At 60.8% G+C, this 24,566-nt stretch carries 21 protein-coding genes and 4 tRNA genes; 16 read left to right on the plus strand and 9 right to left on the minus strand.

The features are described 5' to 3' along the window. The first annotated feature begins 46 nt into the window (after positions 1-46). Positions 47-991 carry a LysR family transcriptional regulator gene (locus PF1751_RS09210; protein ID WP_010211654.1) on the plus strand — a complete coding sequence of 315 codons (945 nt, stop codon included), beginning with the start codon at positions 47-49 and terminating at the stop codon, positions 989-991. On the opposite strand, the gene PF1751_RS09215 is transcribed toward PF1751_RS09210, so the two are convergent. Both PF1751_RS09215 and PF1751_RS09220 read right to left on the minus strand, forming a co-directional pair. Further along, a complete protein-coding gene (locus tag PF1751_RS09215) occupies positions 992-1,399 on the minus strand; it encodes a PA2817 family protein (protein ID WP_010211653.1) in 408 nt (135 codons plus the stop codon). Positions 1,400-1,474: 75 nt separating this feature from the next. Then, on the minus strand, positions 1,475-3,922 hold the full coding sequence (locus PF1751_RS09220; protein WP_044286912.1) for an acyl-CoA dehydrogenase: 2,448 nt from the start codon (positions 3,920-3,922) through the stop codon (positions 1,475-1,477). Between the two features lie 158 nt (positions 3,923-4,080). Between PF1751_RS09220 and PF1751_RS09225 the strand changes: the two genes are divergently transcribed. The 4 genes from PF1751_RS09225 (at position 4,081) to PF1751_RS09240 (ending at position 7,258) form a co-directional block, all read left to right on the plus strand. Then, positions 4,081-4,740 carry a transglutaminase-like domain-containing protein gene (locus PF1751_RS09225; RefSeq protein ID WP_010211651.1) on the plus strand — a complete coding sequence of 220 codons (660 nt, stop codon included), beginning with the start codon at positions 4,081-4,083 and terminating at the stop codon, positions 4,738-4,740. Between the two features lie 57 nt (positions 4,741-4,797). Next, positions 4,798-5,415: a glutathione S-transferase family protein gene (locus PF1751_RS09230; protein ID WP_010211650.1), complete on the plus strand. Its 618-nt coding sequence runs from the start codon at positions 4,798-4,800 to the stop codon at positions 5,413-5,415. A gap of 134 nt (positions 5,416-5,549) precedes the next feature. Continuing rightward, positions 5,550-6,482 carry an ABC transporter ATP-binding protein gene (locus tag PF1751_RS09235; RefSeq protein WP_010211649.1) on the plus strand — a complete coding sequence of 311 codons (933 nt, stop codon included), beginning with the start codon at positions 5,550-5,552 and terminating at the stop codon, positions 6,480-6,482. Next, on the plus strand, positions 6,479-7,258 hold the full coding sequence (locus tag PF1751_RS09240; protein WP_010211648.1) for an ABC transporter permease: 780 nt from the start codon (positions 6,479-6,481) through the stop codon (positions 7,256-7,258). The genes PF1751_RS09235 and PF1751_RS09240 overlap by 4 nt, the downstream gene beginning before the upstream one ends. A 135-nt stretch (positions 7,259-7,393) precedes the next feature. Here PF1751_RS09240 and PF1751_RS09245 read toward each other — a convergent pair whose 3' ends face one another. Further along, positions 7,394-7,933 (minus strand): TetR/AcrR family transcriptional regulator, encoded by a 540-nt coding sequence (locus PF1751_RS09245; RefSeq protein ID WP_021492115.1) that lies wholly within the window; start codon positions 7,931-7,933, stop codon positions 7,394-7,396. A gap of 91 nt (positions 7,934-8,024) precedes the next feature. Between PF1751_RS09245 and PF1751_RS09250 the strand changes: the two genes are divergently transcribed. From PF1751_RS09250 to PF1751_RS09265, 4 genes are all read left to right on the plus strand, one after another. After that, positions 8,025-9,218: an MFS transporter gene (locus PF1751_RS09250; RefSeq protein WP_044286914.1), complete on the plus strand. Its 1,194-nt coding sequence runs from the start codon at positions 8,025-8,027 to the stop codon at positions 9,216-9,218. A 43-nt stretch (positions 9,219-9,261) separates the two neighbouring features. Next, positions 9,262-9,573: a cupin domain-containing protein gene (locus PF1751_RS09255; RefSeq protein WP_044286915.1), complete on the plus strand. Its 312-nt coding sequence runs from the start codon at positions 9,262-9,264 to the stop codon at positions 9,571-9,573. A 108-nt stretch (positions 9,574-9,681) separates the two neighbouring features. Next, a complete protein-coding gene (locus PF1751_RS09260) occupies positions 9,682-10,830 on the plus strand; it encodes a TDT family transporter (RefSeq protein WP_010211642.1) in 1,149 nt (382 codons plus the stop codon). 67 nt (positions 10,831-10,897) lie between these two features. Then, complete coding sequence (locus PF1751_RS09265) at positions 10,898-12,772, plus strand: MFS transporter (protein WP_044286917.1); 1,875 nt, start codon at positions 10,898-10,900, stop codon at positions 12,770-12,772. 112 nt (positions 12,773-12,884) lie between these two features. Here PF1751_RS09265 and sugE read toward each other — a convergent pair whose 3' ends face one another. The 3 genes from sugE to rdgC all read right to left on the minus strand — a co-directional run bounded on the left by sugE (position 12,885) and on the right by rdgC (position 15,363). Next, positions 12,885-13,199 carry a quaternary ammonium compound efflux SMR transporter SugE gene (gene sugE / locus PF1751_RS09270; RefSeq protein ID WP_010211634.1) on the minus strand — a complete coding sequence of 105 codons (315 nt, stop codon included), beginning with the start codon at positions 13,197-13,199 and terminating at the stop codon, positions 12,885-12,887. Between the two features lie 105 nt (positions 13,200-13,304). Next, a complete protein-coding gene (locus PF1751_RS09275; protein ID WP_044286919.1) occupies positions 13,305-14,270 on the minus strand; it encodes a bile acid:sodium symporter family protein in 966 nt (321 codons plus the stop codon). 172 nt (positions 14,271-14,442) lie between these two features. Further along, entirely contained in the window at positions 14,443-15,363 is a 921-nt protein-coding gene (gene rdgC / locus PF1751_RS09280; RefSeq protein WP_010211632.1) for a recombination-associated protein RdgC, read from the minus strand. Between the two features lie 159 nt (positions 15,364-15,522). Here rdgC and PF1751_RS09285 point away from each other — a divergent pair. From PF1751_RS09285 to PF1751_RS09315, 7 genes are all read left to right on the plus strand, one after another. Continuing rightward, a tRNA-Val gene (locus PF1751_RS09285) sits at positions 15,523-15,598 on the plus strand. A 19-nt stretch (positions 15,599-15,617) separates the two neighbouring features. Continuing rightward, positions 15,618-15,694 (plus strand) — tRNA-Asp (locus PF1751_RS09290). 396 nt (positions 15,695-16,090) lie between these two features. Next, positions 16,091-16,166, plus strand: a tRNA-Val gene (locus PF1751_RS09295). A gap of 19 nt (positions 16,167-16,185) precedes the next feature. Next, a tRNA-Asp gene (locus PF1751_RS09300) sits at positions 16,186-16,262 on the plus strand. A 305-nt stretch (positions 16,263-16,567) separates the two neighbouring features. Continuing rightward, complete coding sequence (locus PF1751_RS09305; RefSeq protein ID WP_010211631.1) at positions 16,568-18,151, plus strand: BCCT family transporter; 1,584 nt, start codon at positions 16,568-16,570, stop codon at positions 18,149-18,151. A gap of 27 nt (positions 18,152-18,178) precedes the next feature. Beyond that, positions 18,179-20,188 (plus strand): CocE/NonD family hydrolase, encoded by a 2,010-nt coding sequence (locus PF1751_RS09310; RefSeq protein WP_044286920.1) that lies wholly within the window; start codon positions 18,179-18,181, stop codon positions 20,186-20,188. Positions 20,189-20,271: 83 nt separating this feature from the next. After that, positions 20,272-21,207: a LysR substrate-binding domain-containing protein gene (locus tag PF1751_RS09315; protein ID WP_010211627.1), complete on the plus strand. Its 936-nt coding sequence runs from the start codon at positions 20,272-20,274 to the stop codon at positions 21,205-21,207. 3 nt (positions 21,208-21,210) lie between these two features. Here PF1751_RS09315 and PF1751_RS29635 read toward each other — a convergent pair whose 3' ends face one another. From PF1751_RS29635 to PF1751_RS09325, 3 genes are all read right to left on the minus strand, one after another. Next, entirely contained in the window at positions 21,211-21,333 is a 123-nt protein-coding gene (locus PF1751_RS29635) for a hypothetical protein (protein ID WP_010211625.1), read from the minus strand. A 111-nt stretch (positions 21,334-21,444) separates the two neighbouring features. Further along, on the minus strand, positions 21,445-22,611 hold the full coding sequence (locus PF1751_RS09320) for a catalase family protein (protein WP_044286921.1): 1,167 nt from the start codon (positions 22,609-22,611) through the stop codon (positions 21,445-21,447). Further along, positions 22,608-24,416: a di-heme-cytochrome C peroxidase gene (locus tag PF1751_RS09325; protein ID WP_042572438.1), complete on the minus strand. Its 1,809-nt coding sequence runs from the start codon at positions 24,414-24,416 to the stop codon at positions 22,608-22,610. The genes PF1751_RS09320 and PF1751_RS09325 overlap by 4 nt, the downstream gene beginning before the upstream one ends. Between the last annotated feature and the right edge of the window lie 150 nt (positions 24,417-24,566).

Genomic DNA, 24,566 nt, shown 5'->3' on the forward strand with positions numbered 1-24,566 from the left:
CGTGGATAGGTGATAATCCATTCAATTATCAATGGACCTGTGCACCATGAGCATCAATCTTCCTTTGCCGCTGCTGGGCGAAATGGCGATTTTCGTCAAAGTGGTGGAAACCGGCAGCTTCTCCGAGGCCGCCCGGCAGCTGGGTGCTTCGCCTTCCTCGGTGAGCCGCAGCATTTCTCGCCTGGAGAAGGCCCTGGCGACGCGCTTGCTGCAGCGCACCACGCGAAAGTTGCGCCTCAGCGAAGGCGGGGAGGAGGTGTTCAAGCGCTGCCAGGAGATGGTCAGCGCGGCGCGCTCGGTGATGGAGATCAGCGGCCAGTTCACCCATGAAGCCGAAGGGCTGGTGCGAGTCAGCGTGCCCAAGGCGGTGGGGCGGTTTGTGGTGCACCCGCATATGCCGGAATTCCTGCGGCGTTATCCCAAGGTGGATGTGCAGTTGATCCTGGAGGATCGCCAGGTGGACATGATCGATGACAATGTCGACCTGAGCATCCGCATCACCGACAGCCCACCGCCGGGGTTGGTGGGTCGGCAGTTGTTGCCCATCGAGCATTTGCTGTGCGCGACGCCGCAGTACTTGGCCGCACACGGTACGCCGGGGCATCCCCATGATCTGCTGGCGCACAGTTGCATCTACCTGGGGGAGACACCCGGTGATTCACGCTGGAAATTCCGCCAGGCTGGCAAGGCCGTGACGGTTGCGGTGCGCGGGCGTTACGCGGCGAACCACACCGGAGTTCGGCTGGATGCGGTGTTGCAGCATGTGGGTATCGCCAGCTTGCCGTATTTCACGGCGCGCCACGCGTTGGAGGAGGGGCGGTTGGTGCAGGTGTTGCCGGCGTGGGACTTTATTGCGTCCTACCATGGCGAGGCGTGGTTGCTGCATTCGCCCACGCGGTATCTGCCGCCGAAGTTACGGGTATTTATCGATTATCTGGTGGCGTGCATGGCGAAGGAGCCGACGTTGCGTCGGCCCATTCCAGGTCGCTGATCAGTGCTTGCTCTGGTCGTCCGGCATGGCCAGTAGCTGCTTTTCCTGGTTCCAGTCGAACGGTTCGTCGTTCTGTTCGGCTTCGAAGCGACGTTCTTCCAGCGCCTGGTACAGGTCCAGTTCTTCGTCGGGCATGAAGTGCAGGCAGTCACCGCCAAAGAACCACAGCAGGTCGCGCGGCACCAAGTGGGCAATCTGCGGGTAACGCAGGATGACCTGGCTCATCAGGTCCTGGCCCAGGTACTGGCTTTCGATCGGGTCGATCGGCAGCAGGGCGCGCAATTCGTCGAAGCGCTCCAGGAACAGTGAATGGCTTTCCTCGGGCACCTGTTCGGCTTCGCCGACGGCAACCAGGATGCTGCGCAGGTGGTCGAGCAAGACGAGATGATCGGCAACGACGTTGGACACGAGATAAGTCCTCTAAAGCAAAAACGGGCGCGAGAGTATATAGCTCTCGCGCCCGTATTTATATGACCACTGGGATCAGCGGACTTTACCCTCAGCCTGGGTCAGCTCTTCCTTGCTGAAATCGTCCACGTCGATCACCTTGCGCCGTGCCGCTTCCGCCTCACGCAAGGTGTGCGCTTCGGCCGGCTGCAACACGCCTGCGTGCAGCGCGGCGTCGATGGCGTGTTCCCCGGCAGTCGGCTTGACCTGCCCGCTCTTGAGCGCCATGTGCAGTTTCTTCTGCAGCGGATGGCTGGCGTCGAGCAGGTCGTAGGCATGTTGCAAGGCGCCTACCGGATCTTCCGCCGATTGCGGTCGGTAGCAGCCGGCCAGCAACTCTTCCAGGGTCGGGTCGCCCTTGGCACGGCCGATCACCGCAGCCACTTCGGCATCCAGCGCATCCGACGGCCCGGTATGGCGACGGCCGAACGGGAACACGATCACGCGCAGCAGGCAGCCCAGCACCTTGTTCGGGAAATTGCTCAGCAGTTCATCCAGCGCACGTTCAGATTCGCCGAGGCTTTCTTCCATGGCCCAGGCAAACAGCGGTTCCAGGTGATCCGGCGAATCCAGGTCGTGATAACGCTTGAGTGCGGCCGACGCCAGGTACATATGGCTCAGTACATCACCCAGGCGTGCCGACAAGCGTTCGCGACGCTTCAACTCGCCACCCAGCAGCATCATGCTCAGGTCAGCCAGCAGCGCGAATGCGGCAGCCTGGCGGTTGAGTGCACGGAAGTAGCCCTGGCTCAAACGATTGCCCGGCGCCTTCTCGAAATGCCCCACCCCGAGGTTCAACACCAAGGTACTGGCGGCGTTGCTCACGGCAAAACCGATGTGTTGCATCAACAGCCCATCGAACTCCTTCAATGCCTGGTCATGGTCGTCGCGACCGGCCAGAGCCATTTCCTTGAGCACGAACGGATGGCAGCGGATCGCGCCCTGGCCGAAGATCATCAGGTTGCGCGACAGGATATTCGCGCCTTCTACGGTGATGAAGATCGGCGCGCCTTGCCAGTTGCGGCCCAGGTAGTTGTTCGGTCCCATGATGATGCCCTTGCCACCGTGCACGTCCATGGCGTGGCTGATGCACTCGCGGCCGCGTTCGGTGAGGTGGTACTTGAGGATCGCCGACAGCACCGAGGGTTTTTCCCCCAGGTCGACGGCATTGGCGGTGAGCATGCGTGCGCTGTCCATCAGCCAGGCGTTGCCGCCGATACGCGCAAGGGCTTCCTGGATACCCTCGAAGGCCGACAGCGGCACATTGAATTGCTCGCGCACCTGGGCGTATTGGCCGGTCACCAGGCTGGTGAACTTGGCCGCGCCGGTACCCACGGCGGGCAGGGAGATCGAACGGCCCACCGAGAGGCAGTTCATCAACATCATCCAGCCTTTGCCGAGCATTTCCTGGCCACCGATCAGGAATTCCAGGGGGATGAACACATCCTTGCCGGCGTTGGGGCCGTTCATGAAGGCGGCGCCCAAAGGCAGGTGGCGACGGCCGATTTCCACGCCGGGGGTGTCGGTGGGGATCAGCGCCAGGCTGATGCCCAAGTCTTCCTCTTCACCCAGCAGATGGTCCGGGTCGTGGGCCTTGAAGGCCAGGCCGAGCAAGGTCGCAACCGGGCCGAGGGTAATGTAGCGTTTTTCCCAGTTCAGGCGCAGGCCGAGTGTTTCCTTGCCTTCCCATTCACCTTTGCAGATCACGCCAGTGTCCGGCATCGCGCCCGCGTCGGAGCCGGCCAGTGGGCCAGTCAATGCGAAGCAGGGGATGTCATCGCCACGGGCCAGGCGCGGCAGGTAGTGGTTGCGCTGTTCTTCGGTGCCGTAGTGCAGCAGCAGTTCGGCCGGGCCGAGAGAGTTGGGCACCATCACGGTCGATGCCAGGTCACCGCTGCGGGTGGCGAGCTTCATCGCGACCTGGGAGTGGGCATAGGCGGAGAAGCCCTTGCCGCCATATTCCTTGGGAATGATCAGGGCGAAGAAACCGTGGGTCTTGATGTGTTCCCAGGCCGCGGGCGGCAGGTCCATGGCCTGGCCGATTTCCCAGTCGCTGACCATGGCACAGAGTTCTTCGGTGGGGCCATCGATAAACGCCTGTTCTTCTTCGGTCAGTTGCGCCTTGGGGTAGGCCAGCAACTTGTCCCAGTCCGGGCGACCGCTGAACAGTTCGCCGTCCCACCAGACGGTGCCGGCGTCGATGGCATCGCGCTCGGTCTCGGACATCGGCGGCAGGACTTTCTGGAACCAGCTGAACAGTGGCTTGGTGAAGTATTGGCGGCGCAGGTCGGGCAGCAGCAGGGGAGCGGCCACCAAGGCGATCAACACCCAGAAGATCAGCAGCAGCCAACCCGGTGCATGGCTCCAGGCGCCCATCGCCAGCAGGTAGACGGCGACCACGCCCAGGGCGGGCAAGGGCGCGACGCGGCGGTGTGCGAGGTAGGCAATGCCGACCACCAGCACCAGTATCCACAACAACAGCATATTCAATCCTCCGTGAAAACAGGGGCGAAACCACCAGGGAGCTTAGTCGGCATCCGAACAAGCGGGGTGATCAGGGTGTAACGAGATTTGGCCGATTCGTCGTTATCTCCAAGACAGGCCTGTGGTTAGACTCCAGGCTTCCTTCGGAGATAAAGCTCATGGATACCTACCTGAGTCCCAGCCGCTTCATCGATAGTGACCACCCTGCGGTGGTGGAGTTCGCCGAAAAACACCGTGGAACCCGTAGGGATTTTAGTGACCAGGCAGTCAGCCTCTATTACGCCGTGCGTGAGGCGATTCGCTATAACCCCTATACCTTCAGCCGCGATCCAGACACATTAAATGCCAGCTTCGCCCTGTCCACCGGCGAAAGTTATTGCGTGCCCAAGGCCACCTTGCTCGCCGCCTGCGCCCGCCATTGCGGCATTCCGGCGCGCATCGGCCTGGCGGATGTGCGCAATCATTTGTCGACGCCACGCCTGATCGCGTTGCTCAAGAGTGATGTATTTGCCATGCACGGTTATACCGAGCTTTACCTCAACGATCGTTGGGTCAAGGCCACGCCGGCGTTCAACCAGCAACTGTGCGATGTGTTCGATGTACCGCCGTTGGATTTCGACGGCCTCCACGACAGCGTCTTCCACGCGTTCAATCGCCAAGGCCAGCGATCGATGGAGTACGTGGTCGACCACGGGCAATTTCCTGACGTGCCCGAGGCCTTCTTCTTCGCCCACATCCAAGCGTGTTACCCCCATCTGTTTGCCGAGGATATGCCGCCGTTACTGGGCGACATGCAGAGCGATTTGAGCCGCGTGTGAACCGGCGTATGCTGCTGCCTTCATCTAGCCATGTTCATCAACAACAAAGGCGCGGTCATGCTGAAAATCTGGGGTCGTAAAAATTCATCAAACGTCAGGAAGGCACTGTGGTGCGCCGAGGAACTCGGCCTGGACTATGAAGCAATTGATGCGGGCGGGGCTTTTGGTGTGGTCGACACGCCGCAATACCGGGCGTTGAACCCCAACGGCCGGGTGCCGATGATCGAAGACGGTGACTTCGTGCTGTGGGAGTCCAACACCATCGTGCGCTACCTCTGCGCCAAGCAGGCTTGCCGCTGGTATCCGACAGACGTGAAAGCCCGCGCCAACGCGGAAAAATGGATGGACTGGACCACGTCGACCTTTGCCGAACCGTTCAAGATCGTGTTCTGGGGCGTGCTGCGCACCCCGGCGGAAAAACAGAACTGGGACACTATCCACGCCGGTCGCCAGGCCTGTATCGATGTGCTCAAAACCGTTGATGAAGCGCTTGCTACACAGCCGTATCTGTCGGGCAACGAGATCGGCATGGGCGATATCCCGTTGGGCAGCTTTATCTACGCCTGGTTCGAAATGCCCATCGAACGGCCCGCAATGCCCCATCTAGAGGCCTGGTATGCGCGCCTGCAGCAGCGTCCGGCTTACCGCAAAGCGGTCATGACCGCGTTGACTTAATACTGACTATTAATACAGGTGACTGTACTTGTGCGGCGCGGGCAAGCACCATGCTTGTCATGCGCCGCCGTTGAACTACCTGGGCTGCGCCCTCATCTACTCTTTCTATTCCCTTCTTTGGTGCGTAATCCGATATGAGTTCCGCTCTGTCCATCCGGCAGCTAACCAAAACCTACGGCAACGGTTTCCAGGCCCTGAGTGGTATCGATCTGGACGTTGCCGAAGGTGACTTCTTCGCCTTGCTCGGCCCCAATGGCGCCGGCAAATCCACCACCATCGGTATCCTCTCGACCCTGGTCAACAAGACCAGCGGCACGGTGAATATCTTCGGCCATGACCTGGACAAATCCCCGGCGGCGCTCAAGCGTTCCATCGGCGTGGTGCCCCAGGAATTCAACTTCAACCAGTTCGAAAAGACCTTCGACATCGTCGTGACCCAGGCCGGCTACTACGGCATCCCGGCGAAAGTCGCCAAGGAACGCGCCGAGCAGTACCTGACCCAACTGGGCCTGTGGGACAAGCGCGATGTGCCGTCGCGTTCGCTGTCCGGCGGCATGAAACGCCGGCTGATGATCGCCCGCGCATTGGTGCACGAGCCGCGTCTGCTGATCCTCGACGAGCCTACTGCCGGCGTGGACATCGAACTGCGTCGCTCGATGTGGACTTTTCTCACCGAGCTGAACGAGAAGGGCATCACCATCATCCTCACCACCCACTATCTGGAAGAGGCTGAGCAGCTGTGCCGCAACATCGGCATCATCGACCACGGCACCATCGTCGAAAACACCAGCATGCGAAACCTGCTGGGTCAGTTGCATGTGGAAACCTTTTTGCTCGATCTGAAAAACAACTTGTCGGCGCCGCCGCAACTGCTCGGCTACCCGAGCCGCCTGGTGGACAGCCACACCCTGGAAGTGCAGGTGGACAAGGCCATGGGCATCACCGCGTTGTTCACGCAGTTGGCAACCCAGAACATCGAAGTGCTGAGCCTGCGTAACAAAACCAATCGCCTTGAGGAGTTGTTCGTGTCCCTGGTGGAGAAAAATCTGGCGAAGGTGGCGGTATGAGTTCCGAACTGCAACCCAACCTCGTCGCGCTGCAAACCATCGTCTATCGCGAAGTGAAGCGCTTTACCCGGATCTGGCCGCAGACCCTGCTGCCGCCGGCGATCACCATGGTCCTGTACTTCGTGATCTTCGGTAACCTGATCGGCCGCCAGATTGGCGACATGGGTGGCTTCACTTACATGGAGTACATCGTGCCGGGCCTGATCATGATGTCGGTGATCACCAACTCCTACGGTAACGTGGTCTCCAGTTTCTTCGGCAGCAAGTTTCAGCGCTCCATCGAAGAACTGATGGTGTCGCCGGTGTCGCCCCATACCATCCTGATCGGCTACACCCTCGGCGGTGTGCTGCGTGGGTTGATGGTGGGCGTGATCGTCACCCTGTTGTCGCTGTTCTTCACCCACCTGCAGGTGCATCACCTCGGGGTCACCATTCTGGTGGTGGTACTGACGGCGACGATCTTCTCGCTGCTGGGTTTCATCAACGCCGTGTTTGCACGCAACTTCGATGATATTTCGATTATTCCGACCTTCGTGCTGACGCCGCTGACCTACCTGGGCGGGGTGTTCTACTCCATCAGCTTGCTGCCGCCGTTCTGGCAGACCGTGTCGTTGGCCAACCCGGTGCTGCACATGGTCAACGCCTTCCGCTACGGCATCCTGGGGGTGTCGGACATCAAGATCAGCGTGGCGATCACGTTCATGTTGGTGGCGACCGTTGTGCTGTATATCGGTTGCGCGAAGTTACTGGTGAGCGGACGCGGGATGCGCACGTAAGCGCTGACCTGAACGCGGTCAAAAATGTGGGAGCGGGCTTGCTCGCGAAGGCGGTATGTCAGTTACAGAATGTACTGACTGATCCACCACCTTCGCGAGCAAGCCCGCTCCCACATTTGGTTTTGTGTAAGGGCTTCAGACCTTCAGTGCCAGTTCGATCAGCCTATGCAGCTCTTCAACCGTCAGCGGCGTGGTCGAGAATAGAATACGAAACACCGTTGGCGCCGCCAGCAGATTGATCAGGTGATCCACGCTCGGCGGGCTGCTGTCCGGATAGCGATCGACAATCGCCTGAAACTGCCCGCTCAGGATGCTCACGCAATAGCCTGGCGTCTGGCTGCACTGCACATCCCGCATCATGTTCCGTCCAGGCTCCGAACTCATCTCATCCAGATACTGCTCGGCCCAGGCCTGCAGGTCACCGCGCAGGCTGCCGGTATTCGCCGGCTCGCTGTCCGGGCGCATCCGCGCCAACGCCACATCCGCCAGTAGCACAGAAAGATCGCCCCAACGCCGGTAGATGGTCGAGGGCGTAACCCCCGCGCGCGCAGCGATCATCGGCACAGTGACGCTGGAGCGCTCATGGGCTTCCAGCAGTTCACGCACGGCTGAATGGACGGATTCTTGTACCCGGGCACTACGGCCCCCCGGGCGGAGGCCTTCTTTTATCGCCATGATTGTGACCTTAACACAAAGAATTTGCTTTAAGCCTGGCCTGGTAGCACACTGCACAAAAGCAAAATATTAGCTTTAGCGGAGCGTGCGTATGTCCAACCCGATTTCTCAGCGTTCCAGCCTGGTGTTCCTCGCGATCACCTTGCTGACGTTTCTCGCCGCCTCCAGTGCGCCGACGCCGTTGTATCACCTGTATCAGGAGGGCCTGCATTTTTCCGCAGGCATGCTCACGCTGATCTTTGGCGTCTATGCGCTGAGTCTCCTGGTGGCGCTTCTGACTGTTGGCTCACTGTCGGACCATCTGGGGCGCAAGCCGGTGATTTTTACCGCGTTGATCTTGAACATGCTGGCGATGCTGCTGTTTATCAATGAAGGCAGCGTGGCCTGGTTGATTGCCGCGCGTACGCTGCAGGGCTTTGCTACGGGCATGGCCACTGCCGTACTGGGCGCGGCACTGCTGGACACGGATCGCCAGCAAGGCCCACTGGTCAACAGCGTAGCGCCGTTGCTGGGCATGGCCTGCGGTGCGATGGGCAGCAGTCTGCTGGTGGAGTTCGCGCCGCTGCCGACCCAGTTGATCTACTGCACGCTGTTCGTGCTGATGCTGCTGCAGGCCGTTTACGTATGGCGCCTGCCGGAAAGCGTCAGCCGTATCCCTGGCGCACTGGCTTCGCTGCGCCCGACCTTGCACGTACCGCCCCAAGCGCGCCGGGCCTTGTGGTTGTCGCTGCCGGTGGATGTGGCGGTGTGGGCGATGGGCGGGTTCTACCTGTCCCTGGCGCCGTCACTGGTACGAACCGCCACCGGTTCGACCTCCAACCTGATCGGTGGCGGCCTGGTGGCGGTGTTGACCGTGAGCGGCGCATTGATGATCTTCACGCTGCGCAATCGCCCAGCCGACAAAGTGCTGCGCCTGGGGGCCGGCTTGCTGGCAGTGGGTGCGGCGCTGATCCTCACGGCCGTGCACAGCGCCAGCGTGCTGCTGTTTTTCATCGCCACCCTGATCGCCGGCAGCGGTTTTGGTGCGGGCTTCCTCGGTGCCCTGCGCAGTGTTGTGCCGCTGGCCTTGCCCCATGAGCGCGCGGGTTTGATGTCGGCGTTCTATGTGCTGAGTTACCTGGCGTTCTGCCTGCCGTCTTTGCTGGCGGGCAACCTGATTCGCCGCTTTGGTCTGATCGTCACCACTGACGGCTACGGCGCGGTACTCATCCTGCTGGCCCTCGGCGCACTGGTCGGCCTGCTGTTGCAGGATTCGGCGCGCGCCAGGGCGACGACAGGCGGCTGATGAGTAATAATCGCCTTCCGCATCGCCTGATTGAGATTCAAGCATGAAGATCATCCGCAGCAAGGACTTCACCGGCAGCCGGGCCTGGGAGGCGCTGGACATCGCCAACATGAACGGCATCACCACGCGCCTGCACTGGACCGACCAGCCGTACCGCTGGCACATCAATGACGGCGAAGAAGTGTTTGTGGTGCTGGATGGCCGGGTGCAGATGCACTATCGCGACAATGGCTTCGAGCAGGTGGCGGAGTTGGCCGTCGGCGACATCTTCTACGCCAGCGTCGGCACCGAGCACGTGGCACATCCCCAAGGCCCGGCGCGCATCCTGGTGATCGAAAGCGAAGGCAGCGTTTGACTCCTATATTGGTAAAGTAGATAACAGATAGAGATATTACCCGTTATATAGATATTCGATCAGGTTCTACCATGGTCTCAACCTCATGCGAGGAAGAGGATTGCCATCATGACCTGCTCGAATACCATCAGCTACAAACCCTTCAGTCACTTGACCCGTCCACGGGAAGTGATCCGCCAATTCACCCCCAACTGGTTTGCTGCCACCATGGGCACCGGCGTGCTGGCGCTGGCCTTGGCCCAATTGCCGGCCGATGTGCCTGGCTTGCACGCGATTGCCGAAGCGCTGTGGTTTTTCACCATCGGCTTGTTTGTGCTGTTCAGCGTGTTGTACGCGGCCCGTTGGGTGATGTTTTTCGATGAGGCGCGGCGGATATTCGGGCACTCCACGGTGTCGATGTTCTTCGGCACCATCCCCATGGGGCTCGCGACCATTCTCAACGGCCTGCTGTTGTTCGGCCTGCCGCGGTGGGGCAGCGACGTGATCCCCCTGGCTGAAGCGCTATGGTGGCTGGATGTCGCCATGGCCCTGGCCTGCGGCGTGTTGATCCCGTTCATGATGTTCACCCGCCAGGAACACAGCATCGACCAGATGACGGCCGTCTGGCTGCTACCCGTGGTGGCCGCCGAAGTCGCCGCCGCCAGCGGTGGGCTGCTGGCACCGCACATCGCGGACGCCCATTCACAGCTGGTGATGCTGGTGACCAGCTACGTGCTGTGGGCGTTTTCCCTGCCGGTGGCGTTCAGCATCCTCACTATCCTGATGTTGCGCATGGCCCTGCATAAGCTGCCTCACGCCAATATGGCCGCGTCGAGCTGGCTGGCGTTGGGGCCCATCGGCACCGGTGCCTTGGGTATGTTGCTGCTGGGGGGCGATGCGCCGGCGATCTTCGCGGCCAATGGTTTACCGGGCGTCGGTGAGATGGCCAACGGTCTCGGCGTGGTCGCGGGGATTACGCTGTGGGGCTTCGGCCTGTGGTGGATGCTGATCGCGGTATTGATCACCCTGCGTTACCTGCGCGCTGGTATTCCGTTCAATCTGGGGTGGTGGGGCTTCACCTTTCCGTTGGGGGTCTACGCCCTGGCCACGTTGAAGCTGGCGAGCCTGTTGCACCTGCGTTTCTTCAGCGTATTCGGCAGTGTGCTGGTGGTCGCGTTGGCGCTGATGTGGTTGATCGTGGCCAAGCGCACGGTGCAGGGTGCTTATAAAGGTGAGCTTTTTGTTTCGCCGTGCATTGCAGGACTAGCGAATAAGTAAGCCGGATTAGGTAAAGTCGTGGCCTGAATGTTTCTACAAAAAAACAGGCCACGCAGGAACACGGACGATGAGCCACCCCTCGCAATTCACTTTGCTGCGCACACGGCGTTTCCTGCCGTTTTTCATCACCCAGTTGCTGGGCGCGTTCAATGACAACATCTTCAAGCAATCGCTGATCCTCGCCATTCTCTACAAGCTCACCATCGACGGTGACCGCTCTATCTGGGTCAACCTCTGCGCCTTGCTGTTTATCCTGCCGTTCTTCCTGTTCTCGGCGCTGGCCGGGCAGTTTGGCGAGAAATTCAACAAAGACGCCTTGATTCGCGCGATCAAGATTGGCGAGATCGTGATCATGGCCGTGGGGGCGACGGGCTTCCTCACCAACCACTTGGAAATGATGCTGCTGGCGCTGTTCGCCATGGGCACCCACTCGGCGCTGTTCGGGCCGGTGAAGTACTCGATCATGCCCCAGGCTTTGCACGATGATGAATTGGTGGGCGGTAATGGCCTGGTGGAGATGGGCACGTTCCTGGCGATCCTGGCCGGCACCATTGGCGCCGGGATCATGATGTCGTCCACCCATTACGCGCCGGTGGTGTCAGTGGCGATCGTCGGCGTGGCGGTGCTGGGCTATCTGGCCAGCCGCAGTATCCCAAGGGCAGCGGCGTCGACCCCTGGGTTGCGTCTGAACTGGAACATTTTCAGCGAATCCTGGGCCACCTTGCGTTTGGGCCTGGGGCAGACGCCCGCGGTTTCGCGTTCGATCGTCGGTAACTCGTGGTTCTGGTTTGTCGGCGCGATCTACCTCACGCAAATTCCCGCCTACGCCAAGGAATGGTTGTACGGCGACGAAACCGTGGTGACGCTGATCCTCACCGTATTTTCGGTGGGCATCGCGCTCGGCTCGATGCTCTGCGAAAAACTCTCCGGGCGTAAGGTAGAAATCGGCCTGGTGCCGTTCGGTTCATTCGGCCTGACGGTGTTTGGCCTGCTGCTGTGGTGGCACTCCGGCGGCTTCCCGCAGAACGTGCAGGCCAACGACTGGCTCGCCGTGCTCAGCTACGGCCAGGCCTGGTGGGTGTTGTTCGATATCCTTGGCCTGGGCGTGTTTGGCGGCTTCTATATCGTGCCACTGTACGCACTGATCCAGTCGCGTACCGCCGAGAACGAGCGCGCGCGGGTGATCGCGGCCAACAACATCCTCAACGCACTGTTCATGGTGGTCTCGGCCATCGTGTCGATCCTGTTGCTGAGCGTGGCCAAGCTGTCGATCCCCGAGTTGTTCCTGGTGGTGTCGCTGCTCAACATCGCGGTCAACACCTACATCTTCAAGATCGTTCCCGAGTTCACCATGCGTTTCATGATCTGGCTGCTCAGCCATTCCATGTACCGGGTGGAGCATCGCAACCTGGAGGCGATCCCGGATGAAGGCGCGGCGTTACTGGTGTGCAACCACGTGTCGTTTGTCGATGCACTGTTGATCGGCGGCGCGGTACGTCGGCCGATTCGCTTTGTCATGTACTACAAGATCTACCGTTTGCCGGTGCTGAATTTCATCTTCCGCACCGCCGGGGCGATTCCGATTGCCGGCCGTCACGAAGACATCCAGATCTACGAAAAGGCCTTCAAACGCATTGCGCAGTACCTGAAGGAAGGCGAGTTGGTGTGCATCTTTCCCGAGGGCAAGCTGACCGCCGATGGCGAGATGAACGAGTTTCGCGGTGGTGTGACGCGGATTCTGGAAGAGACGGCGGTGCCGGTGATTCCGATGGCGTTGCAGGGGTTGTGGGGGAGTTTCTTCAGCCGCGATCCGAACAAGGGCTTCTTCCATCGCATCTGGTCGCGGGTGGTGTTGGTGGCCGGTGAGCCGGTGGCGGTAGAGGCCGCGACGCCTGCGCAGTTGCAGGAACGGGTGGGGGAGTTGCGGGGGAGTGTCAGGTAGTTGTGGGCTGGGTTACTGGCCTCTTCGCAGGCAAGCCAGCTCCCACACCAGGCCGCGTTGTTCTAGCGAACGCGGTCTGGTGTGGGAGCGGCGGTTCGACAGCGGTAATGGATCAGGTGCTGATCTTGAGCCCAATGAGCCCGCAAATGATCAGCGCCACGCTGGCCAACCGGAACAACGCCATGGACTCCCCAAACAGGATGATCCCGGCAATCACGGTGCCCACGGCACCTACGCCGGTCCAGATGGCGTAGGCCGTGCCCAGCGGCAATTCTTTCATGGCCAGGCCCAGCAGGCCGAGGCTGACGGCCATGGCGGCAATCGTCAACGCAGTCGGCAGCGGTTTGCTGAAACCGTCGGTGTACTTCAGGCCGACGGCCCAGCCGACTTCAAACAGACCCGCGAAAAACAGAATGATCCAGGACATGATGACCTCCTAACGTTAGGTGGGGTCGTCCCCGGATTAGGCGCTGGAAGCGTCGCGGGGTCGTCCCCGCGAAGCTCGGTAGAGTGCCGAAAAGTGCTCGGCTGATCAAGTTTGCGGGGTGTTCTCCAGCACGCGGCGGTCTTCCTTTTCGCTCATGCGGCGGAAGTAGGTGGACAGCAACGCCCCGGAAATATTGTGCCAGACGCTGAACAGTGCACTCGGCACCGCCGCCAATGGCGAAAAATGGGCGCTGGCCAAGGCGGCGCCCAGTCCTGAGTTCTGCATGCCGACTTCGAGCGCCAGCGACTTGCGCTGTGCCAGCGGCAACTGGAACACCCGGCCGGTGAAGTAACCCAGCAGGTAACCGAAGCTGTTGTGCAACATCACCACCGCCATGATCAACAGGCCCGACTCGGCAATCTTCGCCTGACTCGCCGCAACCACCGCTGCGACGATGATCACAATGCTCACCACCGACACCAGCGGCAACACATCCACTGCATGGCGCACCCGCTCACCGAGCACGCGTTGCGCCAGTACACCGAGCACGATCGGCAGCAGCACCACTTGCAGGATCGACCAGAACAACTCCATGAACGACACCGGCAGCCAGGCCGACGCCAGCAGCCAGATCAGCGCCGGGGTGAGGAGCGGGGCGAGGAGGGTGGTGACGGCGGCGATGGCGACCGACAACGCCAGGTCGCCACGGGCCAACCAAGTCATCACGTTGGACGAAGTCCCGCTCGGGCAGCAACCGACCAGGATCACGCCGACGGCGATTTCCGGCGGCAGGTGGAAGGCCTGGCACAGCAACCAGGCCATGCCGGGCATGATGACAAAGTGCGCGACCACGCCCAAGGCCACGCGCCACGGATGGCGGGCGACTTCGGCGAAGTCATCAATCTTGAGGGTCAGCCCCATGCCGAACATCACCAGGCCCAACAACGGAACGATGGCGCTTTTCAGGCCGATGAACCAGCTGGGTTCGAAGAAGGCGACGACGGCGAAAACCAACACCCAGTAGGCGAAGGTATTACCGACGAAGCGGCTCAAGGCGGCGAGTGCGCGCATGGGGGTGTCCTTGTTGTCAGTTAGGTTCGGTAATGCTGATGTCTGCCTGGGAACCCAATCAAATGTGGGAGCGGGCTTGCTCGCGAATGCGGTGTGTCAGTCGCTGAATATGTTGACTGATCCACCGCATTCGCGAGCAAGCCCGCTCCCACAGTTTGATCTTCACAAGGCGTTAGATGCCCTGTGGGGTCTCTTCACCGCCGAGTGCTTCGACCAGCGCGGGGATGAAGTCCCCAAACGTCAGCATCATCAGGGTAAAACTCGCATCCAGCTGGCCCAGGGCTTCGTCGCCGCCGTCCTGTTCCGCCTGGTCCTGCAGCAGGTCTTCGAACTTCAGGCGCTTGACGGTCATCTTGTCGTCGAGCATGAAGGACAGCTTGTCCTGCCAGGCCAGGGACAGTTGGGTCACGACTTTGCCGGTGGTCAGGTGGAGTTGGATCTCTTCGCCGGTCAGGTCCTGGCGCTTGCAGCGCACGATCCCGCCGTCTTCGTGGGTGTCACGCAGCTCGCATTCGTCAAGGACGAAGAAGTCATCGGCCGGCTTTTGGGTGGTGACCCAATCGGTCATGATCGCGGTTGGCGCGGTTTTAACCGTGAGTGGACGAACCGGCAGGGTGCCGATCACTTCACGCAGGGTCGACAGCAGGTCTTCGGCGCGTTTCGGGCTGGCCGAGTTGACCAGGATCAGGCCCTGTTTCGGCGCAATGGCGGCGAAGGTCGACGAGCGACGGATAAAGGCGCGTGGCAGGAAGGCCTGGATGATTTCATCCTTGATCTGGTCGCGTTCCTTTTTATAGACCTTGCGCATCTGCTCGGCTTCGATCTCTTCGACCTTTTCCTTGAGTGCATCACGCACCACGCTGCCCGGCAGGATACGTTCTTCCTTGCGCGCGGCGATCAGCAGGAAGTCGCCGCTGACGTGAACCAGGGGAGCGTCTTCACCTTTACCAAACGGCGCGACGAAACCATAAGTGGTCAATTCCTGGCTTGCGCAAGGGCGCGCCAGTTTGGTGGCCATGGCCGCTTCCAACGCCTCGGCATCAACAGGCAGATCTTGGGTCAGGCGATAGATAAGCAGGTTCTTGAACCACATGGGGTGAGTCTCTCCTTTATACAAAGGGGGGCATTATTCTCTTGATAACGTCCCAGGCCAACCCTGCCTAAGCCATTGGAAGCTATCAAAAAAAAGATTTCAGAAAGTGCTTGCCAGACTTAAGGTCGCTCCGTAGAATGCGCGCCACACCGAAACGAAGGGTGATTAGCTCAGCTGGGAGAGCGTCTGCCTTACAAGCAGAATGTCGGCGGTTCGATCCCGTCATCACCCACCATTCGCTTCATGTGTTACGCGCAGCGGTAGTTCAGTCGGTTAGAATACCGGCCTGTCACGCCGGGGGTCGCGGGTTCGAGTCCCGTCCGCTGCGCCATATTCGGTAACCTGGAACACTGAACGCCAGGTCACCACAAGAAGCCCGCTCAATGAGCGGGCTTTTTGCTGTCTGGGGTTTGCAAAAAGCCAAAAAACGCCGCCGATCATTTCCGATGACCGGCGGCGTTTTTATTGGGCGATTAGACATCCCCGCGTGTAGTCACCCTGAAGGTGCGCGGTTCATCCACAGAATCGGCGTGGCTCAAGCATTATCGAGAATGGTATCTCATAGGGCGGCCAGGCAGCGGGTAAGCGCAACAGACTCGCATTTGACGACGTAGAAGCCCGTTTTTGCTGGGGTTTCTCGTAGCTGAGAAAATATTTCAAATAAATTGCATTTAAATCAAGACATTGCGGATTTTTGGTGTATGATGCCGCCCACACCGAAAGTGAAGGGTGATTAGCTCAGCTGGGAGAGCGTCTGCCTTACAAGCAGAATGTCGGCGGTTCGATCCCGTCATCACCCACCATTCGCTTCAAGTGTTACGCGCAGCGGTAGTTCAGTCGGTTAGAATACCGGCCTGTCACGCCGGGGGTCGCGGGTTCGAGTCCCGTCCGCTGCGCCATATTCGGTAACCTGGAACACTGAACGCCAGGTCACCATAAGAAGCCCGCTCATCGAGCGGGCTTTTTTTCGTCTGCGTTTTATCCTCTCCGCGCTCTGCCATTGTGCACTGCCTATTCGCCCTGAACTGTGTGGGTGCGCCATGACGTGGGGGAATACCCCCATGCACATTGGTTGATTGCGCCCTCGGCCGCTTAACCGTTTATCTATAGCCACGCGAAGACTTCCAGGCGAGTGACCGGCAGCAGGATGCTGCGGGGGCTCGCTCTCCAACATAAAAATAGTCTGCAAGGGGAACGGCTCTCTATGAAATATCCACTGCGTCCGTTGGTGTTCTGGCCAACGTTCCTGATCCTGCTGGCGGCGGTGATCGCCAGCTACATCGACCTGAATGCATTCCTTGCGGTCAGTAAACAGCTCAACAACCTGATCCTGAAAAACTTCTCATGGCTGTTCAGTGCCGGCTCGTTTGCCATGGTGGTGCTAACCGCGATCGTCTACTTCTCCGCGCTGGGCAAGGTGCGAATCGGCGGCGAAGACGCCCAGCCGTTGCTGAGCAAATGGCGCTGGTTCATGGTGGCGCTGTGCACCACCCTCGCGGTGGGCGTGCTGTTCTGGACCACGGCCGAACCGCTCTATCATCTGTATGGCCCGCCCACCAGCCTGCCGATCGAGGCGGGTAGTTCGGCGGCGAAGACCTTTGCCATGTCGACGATGTTCCTGCACTGGACCATCACCCCCTACGCCATCTACCTGGTGCCCTCGCTGGTGTTTGCGTTGGTGTTCTACAACCGACGCAGCAATTTCTCCATCGGCGCCATGCTTGAACCGTTGCTCGGTGAAGCGCGGGTCAAGCGCTATGCAGGGCTGATCGACACCCTGGCGATGTTCGCCCTGGTGGCCGGCATGGCCTCGTCCCTGGGTACCGGCGCGCTGACCTTGGCCGGGGGCCTGGCTCAGTACATCGGCGGTGAAACCACACCGTTGCGCCTGGCTATCATCATCGCGATCATCGTTATTACCTTTGTCGCCTCGGCCGCCAGCGGCCTGCAGAAAGGGATCGTGATGCTGTCCTCGTTCAATACTTGGATCATGCTCGCCCTGGGGCTGTTCGTGCTGTTGTGCGGGCCGACCCTGTACATGTTCAGCCTTGGCGTCGAGTCCCTCGGCGTGTACCTCGACACCTTCTTCAGCCGCAGCCTGTTCACCGGCGCCGCCAGTGGCGACACCTGGCCACACAGTTGGACGGTGTTCTACTGGTCGGTGTGGTTTGCCTGGGCGCCGGTCAGTGCGTTGTTCCTCGGCAAGATCGGGCGTGGCTACACGGTGCGTGAATTCATCCACATCAACATGCTCTACCCGGCGTTGTTCACGGCGGTGTGGATCTGCATCTTTTCCGGCACCAGTCTGTACTTCGATGCGCTGGGCGACGGCAGCCTCAACCGTGTGCTGAACGAGCAGGGCGTGGAACACGTGCTGTACCAGATGTTCCAGCAGTTGCCGGCCAGCGGTCTGATGATCGCGTTCCTGCTGTTCGTGGCGTTCATCTCCTTTGTCACCGCCGCCGACTCCAGCACCGATGTGATCGCCAACCTGTGCAGCAAAGGCGTAACCGCCGATTCCGACCTGGATGGCAACCCAGCGTTGAAGATCGTCTGGGGCGTGATCATCGGCTCGGTATCGTGGGTGATGGTCTCATTCGTCGGCATCGACGGGGTGAAGATGCTCTCCAACCTCGGCGGTCTGCCGGGGATGCTCCTGGTGTTGCTGGCCAGCACCTCACTGATCTTCTGGTTGAAAAATCCCGCATTGCTGGATGTGAAACGCCATCAGCGGACCCCCGCAACGGAACTGCACAGCGCCAGCCCGGCGCCGGATTTCGCCCGCTGATCGATTGAACCGCTGTTGGAGTTACTGATGGAAATCGTCACTGAATTTGCTTACACCGTGCGCGAAATCGAGCACTGCCTGATCCCCTTGAAGGACGGCACCCAGCTGGCCGCACGCATCTGGTTGCCGGAAGTCGCCGGCCTGCAGACCTTTCCGGCGATCCTGGAATACCTGCCGTACCGCAAGCGCGACGGCACCGCCGTGCGCGATGCGCTGACCCACCCGTGGATGGCGGGGCAGGGCTATGTGTGTGTGCGGGTGGATATGCGCGGCAACGGTGAGTCCCAAGGCTTGATGGCCGATGAGTACCTGCTGCAGGAACAGGAAGACGCCCTTGAAGTGATCGACTGGCTGTGCCGGCAACCCTGGTGCGACGGCAATGTCGGCATGATGGGCATCTCCTGGGGCGGCTTCAATGGCTTGCAAGTCGCGGCGCGCCAGCCCGAGGCATTGAAGGCGATCATCACCTTGTGCTCCACCGATGACCGTTATGCCGACGACATCCACTACAAGGGCGGCAACCTGTTGATGGAAAACTTCGGCTGGGCCGCCACCATGCTCAACTTCAGCGCAGCGGTGCCTGATCCCTTGCTGGTCGGCGACGACTGGAAAGACCTCTGGCACCAACGCCTGGACGCCATGCCGCTGCTCGCCGAAACCTGGCTGCAACACCAGACCCGCGATGACTACTGGCGCCACGGCTCGGTGTGCGAGGACTACGCGAAGATCAAGGCGGCCGTGTATGCGGTGGGCGGCTGGGGCGATGCCTATCGCAACACCGTTTCGCGCCTGATGCAAAACCTGCCCGGCCCGAAGAAGGCCATGATCGGACCGTGGATTCACAAGTACCCGCATTTTGCCGTGCCCAACCCGGCCATCGGCTTCCTGCAAGAAGCCAAGCGCTGGTGGGATCACTGGCTCAAGGGCATCGATAACGGGGTGATGGATGACGCATCCTGCACCTTTTACTTACAGGATATTCTGCCGCCGAAGGGCAGTTATGCCGAGCGGCCGGGGATCTGGGTGCAGACGGCGGGCTGGCCCGACTCGCAAGTGCAATGGACGGATTTCAGCCTGGGTGAACATGGCCTGAGTACGGGTGCACAACCTTTGGCGGCGCCGCGCAGCATTTGTTCGCCGCTGACCACCGGCCTGCACCAGGGCGAGTACTGCGCTATCTGGTTTGGCCCCGATGGCCCGACGGATCAACGTCGCGATGACGCCCAGTCGCTGTGCTTCGACTCGCAGCCGCTGAACGAGCCGCTGTCGTTGCTCGGCGATGCACGGCTTAAGTTACGTCTGGCAAGTGACACATCCTGTGGTCAATTGGTCGCCAGGCTGAATGCGATAGCGCCGGATGGGCAGGTCACGCAAATCAGCTACGGCGTGCTTAATCTCACACTGCGTGAGGACTTTTCCCAGGTAACGCCTGTCGTCCCAGGTCAACCGATGGATGTGCAGTTGAACCTCGACCACATCGGCATGCGCCTGCCTGCCGGCTACCGTTTGCGCCTGGCGCTCAGCACGGCGAGTTTCCCGTTGCTGTGGCCGAGCCGCGAGCTGACCACTTTGACGTTGCTGCCAGGCTTGCAAAGCCTGCAACTGCCGGTGTTTACAGGCGAGGCGGTGGAGTGCCCGTTCGAAGCGCCGCAGTCGGCTACACCGGTAGCGATGGAAGTCTTACGCGGTGCCGCGCCGAAACGCACACTGATCGAAGACGTGGGCAGTGGCGAAGTCTGTGTGAAGATTGAAGACGACCTGGGTTCGGTGCGTTTTACCGACCATGGCTTGTCAGTGGACCAGCGTTGCACCGAGCAATACCGCACCTTGCCCTGGGATCCGCTGTCGACGCGGGCCGACATCGAATGGCACTACTGTGTCGGCCGCGACCAGTGGGCCGTGGAGGTGGAAAGCCACTTGAGCGTGCACGCCGATGCCGAGTGGTTCTACATCGAAGCGGAGCAGACCGCCTGGGAAAATGGCCAACTGGAACATCGTCGACAATGGAGTAAGCGCGTGGCCAGGGTCGCACTGTAAGCAGGCAAGTGGCAGGATGCCTGTCAACGTGATCTCTGCGGGCCTGGGGTAACCTGGGCCCGTCATTGCCAATGGACTTGCTCATGTCGCGCCGAAATGTCGATCTTCCGCCCCTCAACTGCCTGCAGACGTTCGAAGCGGCCGCACGCCATTTGAGCTTTACCCAGGCGGCCCATGAACTGAACCTGACCCAAAGCGCGGTTAGCCGCCAGGTCAAACGCCTCGAAGAAGACTTGGCCCGTCCGCTGTTTTATCGGCTGGCCCAAGGCTTGAGCCTGACCCCTGCCGGGGTACGTTACTTCCGTACCGTCCAACGCCTGTTGCGTGAGCTTGATCGCGAGTCCGCCGAGTTGCGCAGGCGTGGTGCCGATCGCCAGTTGACCCTGGCCAGCACGCCCACCATCAGTTCTATCTGGCTTGCCGGCCTGTTGCCGCAGTTCCAGCGCGACCATCCGGACCTGGATATCCGCATCCTGTGCAGCGAAAGCCCCAGCCACTTGGATGTCAGCGAATATGACCTTGGTTTGTTCTATCACTTGGATGAACTGGCCGCGCCCCACGGCCTTGAGCTGTCACCGGTGTTCGACAGCGAGCAGGTCATCACCGTGTGCAGTCCCGGCTACCTTGAGCGCCACGGCCCAATTCGCGACCTGCACCACTTGTTGCACGCTCACACCTTGCTGATCGTCGAGGACCACCACCACGATTGGCTGACCTGGGCCGACTGGTTCGCCGACGCCGGTGCCGACTACTACTCTCCGCGCCATGCGTTGCGCACCAACAGCTATCAATTGTTGATGCAATCGGCGGTGATGGGGCACGGCGTCGCCCTGGGGTGGAAGCGCTTGCTGGAGACTGACCTTGAGTCCGGACGCCTGCAAATGGCCTTGCCCCACAGCATGCACAGTCGCGGCCGCCTGCACCTGATGCAGCCGCATCATCGCAATCCGCCCGCGGCGGTGCGCAGTTTTCGTCAATGGTTGCAGGCACGTACCGCAGAGGCTGGACTCGCTGACTGAGTGTCAGTGCTGGCCGGTATTTTTCTTTTTGGTCTGGCGCGTCGCCAAGTGTTCGAAGCAAAAAGAAGCGGTGCCGAACACGGCGATCAGGGTGAGTACGATCATGCCGAGGGTTGAGCTTTCCACGGTGACTTCCTACGGGTGATGGGGTAGGTGCTCACGGTAGAGGCAGGGGTGATAAGGGCTCAATAGACCCGACGCAATCCTTACGCCGTCGGGCCTGATGTTATGCATTCTTTACGGGGCGTTGCGGCTGTGGCGGTAATCGCTGACCGCTTCGTACACCGCCTTGCGCAAGCGGTTGATACCGCCGATAGGGCGGTGTTCCGCTACACCAAACCAGGGGTTGAACGATTGGTTGTCGCACGCCAGGTTCTGCTCGGGTGTATCGAAATCCTGCGCCGGGATGCGCACCTTGGCCACCGTTTCATAGGGCGCATCGCTCTCCTTCCATTCGATGCTGGTGTCTTCGATGGGCATGAAAGTCTGCGGGTTCTGCCGCTGGATCTGCAGCACGAAACACGCAGGTATGCGGTCGGTGGACAACTGCTGGCTCAAGGCGCTGCGCAGGAAGTTCGGCAAGTCCTGGTTTTGCTTGGGCAGTTGATATTCCGGGCAGCTGAGCGGGTCGGGCGCGACGCGGAACTTGGCGTTGGCCGCCCCGAACTTGTAGGGCGAGACCGAAAAGTACGTCGTTTGCGTCGGGCTGGCCGGTGCGGGGGCCAGGGTCGCCAGGGCGATAAACAGGTGGCGCACCTGCCAGGTCCGCGGGTCTGCCTTGGGGAAGAACGCCAGGACTTTCTTGCCGTCCGCTTGTGCGCCGATGTTCTGCGCATACTCCGCTACATCGCTGACAAAGAAGTTCGGGTGGCTGAACATCACGAAGTCCTGTTCCGTGCGTGCCTGTTGATCGGCCAGCAGTTGTTTGCCCGGCACGTCCAGCAGCTTGAGTGCCATGCCCCGCGCATCCCGGATGCTGTCGAACTGTGGGTAGGCGTTGCCGTTGGACAGTCGCATCATCGCCTGCCAGGTCTTGCCCGGCTCGGCGAACACGCCCTGGCGCAGCGCCGGGTCGAGATCGGCCAACACGCTGACTTCGGCCTTGACGCAACCATGGGCCTTGGCATGGGCATCGCGCAGGTAGCGCGTGCCTTCGCGGTGCTGGTCAACGATGCGCACGGCCGTCTGGATAATGCCTTGGGTCATCGCTGCTTCGCCCGGCGGAATCTGCTCATTCGGCGACACCGGGCCGCTGTGTTGCCAGGCGTACCAGGCGGTAGCGGCCAGCCAGCCGAGCAGGCCGAGGCCCACCAGCCACAGCAGGGTCTTGCCCAGAAACGCGCCGATGCGCAGCCATAGGCGGGCGAGCAGGGAAGGTCGGTCGTAGGGGGATCGAATCATCATGGCAGTTGTTGCTCCAGCGGGCCGCCCAGTACTTTGAGGTATTCCAGCAGCGCCCAGCGTTCCTGCGGTAGCAGGCCACGGCCGATCACGCCATTGCCACGACTGCCGGCACGGAATTCGTGACCGCTGTTGTGGTTGCCGGTGATTTTGGTGTCGAACAGAAAGGCATTCTTGAACGCACCGGTCTCAAAGCCGAGGTGGCGCGGGTCGTAGTTGAAGGTGCCTTTATAGAAGGTGGTGCTGCGCTCGTCCTGGGGCGAGAGCAACTGATAGATCGTCGGCACCGAACCGTTATGCAGGAACGGCGGTGTCGCCCAGACGCCTGCCAATGGTCGCGCCTTATAAGCTCGCAGTTCACGCACGCCAATGGGCAGGCCGTAGCCGTCCAGGCGCGGGCGCTCGTCCGGGGTCACGCCGGCGGCGCGGTAGGCATGTTCTTCGACGAAAGCGGTGACGTAGGCGAGGCCCTTGGCCACGGACATTTTTTTCAGGTCCAGTGGCTCGGTCGGCGTGGGGTGCAGTTCGACGTTGAGTTTGGCCAGTTCCGCCAGGTCCCATTGCAGGGCGCTGAGGTCGTAGCGCTGATCGGCGATGTTGCTGGCAGTGCCGGGGTCGGTGCCGATGTAGGCCACTGGCAGCATTTTCAGCTGTTGCACAGGACGGCCGTTTTCCTGGGTAACGCTGGGCACATGGCAGCCGGCGCAGTTTTCGGCGAACAGTGCGCGGCCTTGGGCGGCGAGCGGCTTATCAATGGTGCCGAACAGATTCTCGGGCCAGGTCGGGGCCTTGAGGCGTTGCAGGGTTTCTTCGATCAGGTTGAGGTCGCGCACCCTTACGCTGGAAGGGTAGCGCGCATCGCCCTGGAGCGGTTGGCCGGCGTCGTCGAAAAAGGTCAGGGTCGCGCCGACACCCAGCGCTTCGCCGATGTTGCGTGCCATGGGCTGTTGGGCCGAGCCGTTCCATTGCACCCAGTCGAAGGTCCAGATATCCCACAACTGCGGGTAGTCCACCGGCGCATTGGCGACGCGATAGTTGTCGGGAGAAATGGCGTCGCCAAAGCTGGCGTTGGCAATGCGGCCAAAGGCGTCCGTGCGGCCGGGACCTTCTTCAGTGGGGTAGAGGCCACGGTGGGTATCGTTCCAGGCCACCTTGAGGAATTTGTTCAGCGACTGCTTGAAGTCTTGGCGCAGTTGTTTGTGCTCGGCGTCGTAGCGATCTTTCAGCACCTGGCGGGCAAAGCGTTCGAACTTCCATGGGTTGTAATAGGTGGCCGCCAGGCTCGCGACCAGGGCCTGGCCGAAACTGCCGCCGCGCAAGGTCGGCACGCTGGAGGGCAGCACGTGCTGGGCGGAACCGCCGTCGATCCGCAGGGCTTGGTTTTTGTAATGCAGTTCGCCGGTGTGGCAGGCGGCGCAGGTGATATCCAGGTACTCGACGTTGCTGCCGGCGTTTTTGTGCCGGGCGAAACCCACGGGCAGGTTGCCGGGGTTTTGCGCCGTGGGCAGTTGCTTGGGGTCGACCAGGAAACCGAAGCGGGCCAAATACGCTGGCGTGGCAAAGCGCTGCTCGGAAAACGGCAATTCCAGGGCAGTGAACCAGTCGTAGTGCAGGCCTTTTACCTGGGTGCCCTGGGGCGTGAAGTAGTAGGTCTGGCGGTCGGCGGCACTCCATTGTTCCTGGTAGTGCACCTGCTCCACGGGCACATAGTCCGGCAGCTTGGGGTTGATGGTGTAATAAAGCACCACGGCCAGGATCAGGCCCAGTGCTATTAATATCAGGAGTAAAACACGGGAAAAAATGCGCAAGATGGCTATCCTTGTCTCGGCCTTGTCGAGGTGTCGCGTTGTTATGCCACTACGCCACAAGGGCGGCAAGTGGCCATGAGCCTGGTAGCAGGCGGCCCCACGATCCTTCGCGGGCCCCCATCATGAATGAAAATGCTTTTAAACACGTGA

Source organism: Pseudomonas simiae, assembly GCF_000934565.1.
In the GTDB taxonomy this organism is placed as follows: Bacteria; Pseudomonadota; Gammaproteobacteria; order Pseudomonadales; family Pseudomonadaceae; genus Aquipseudomonas; species Aquipseudomonas simiae.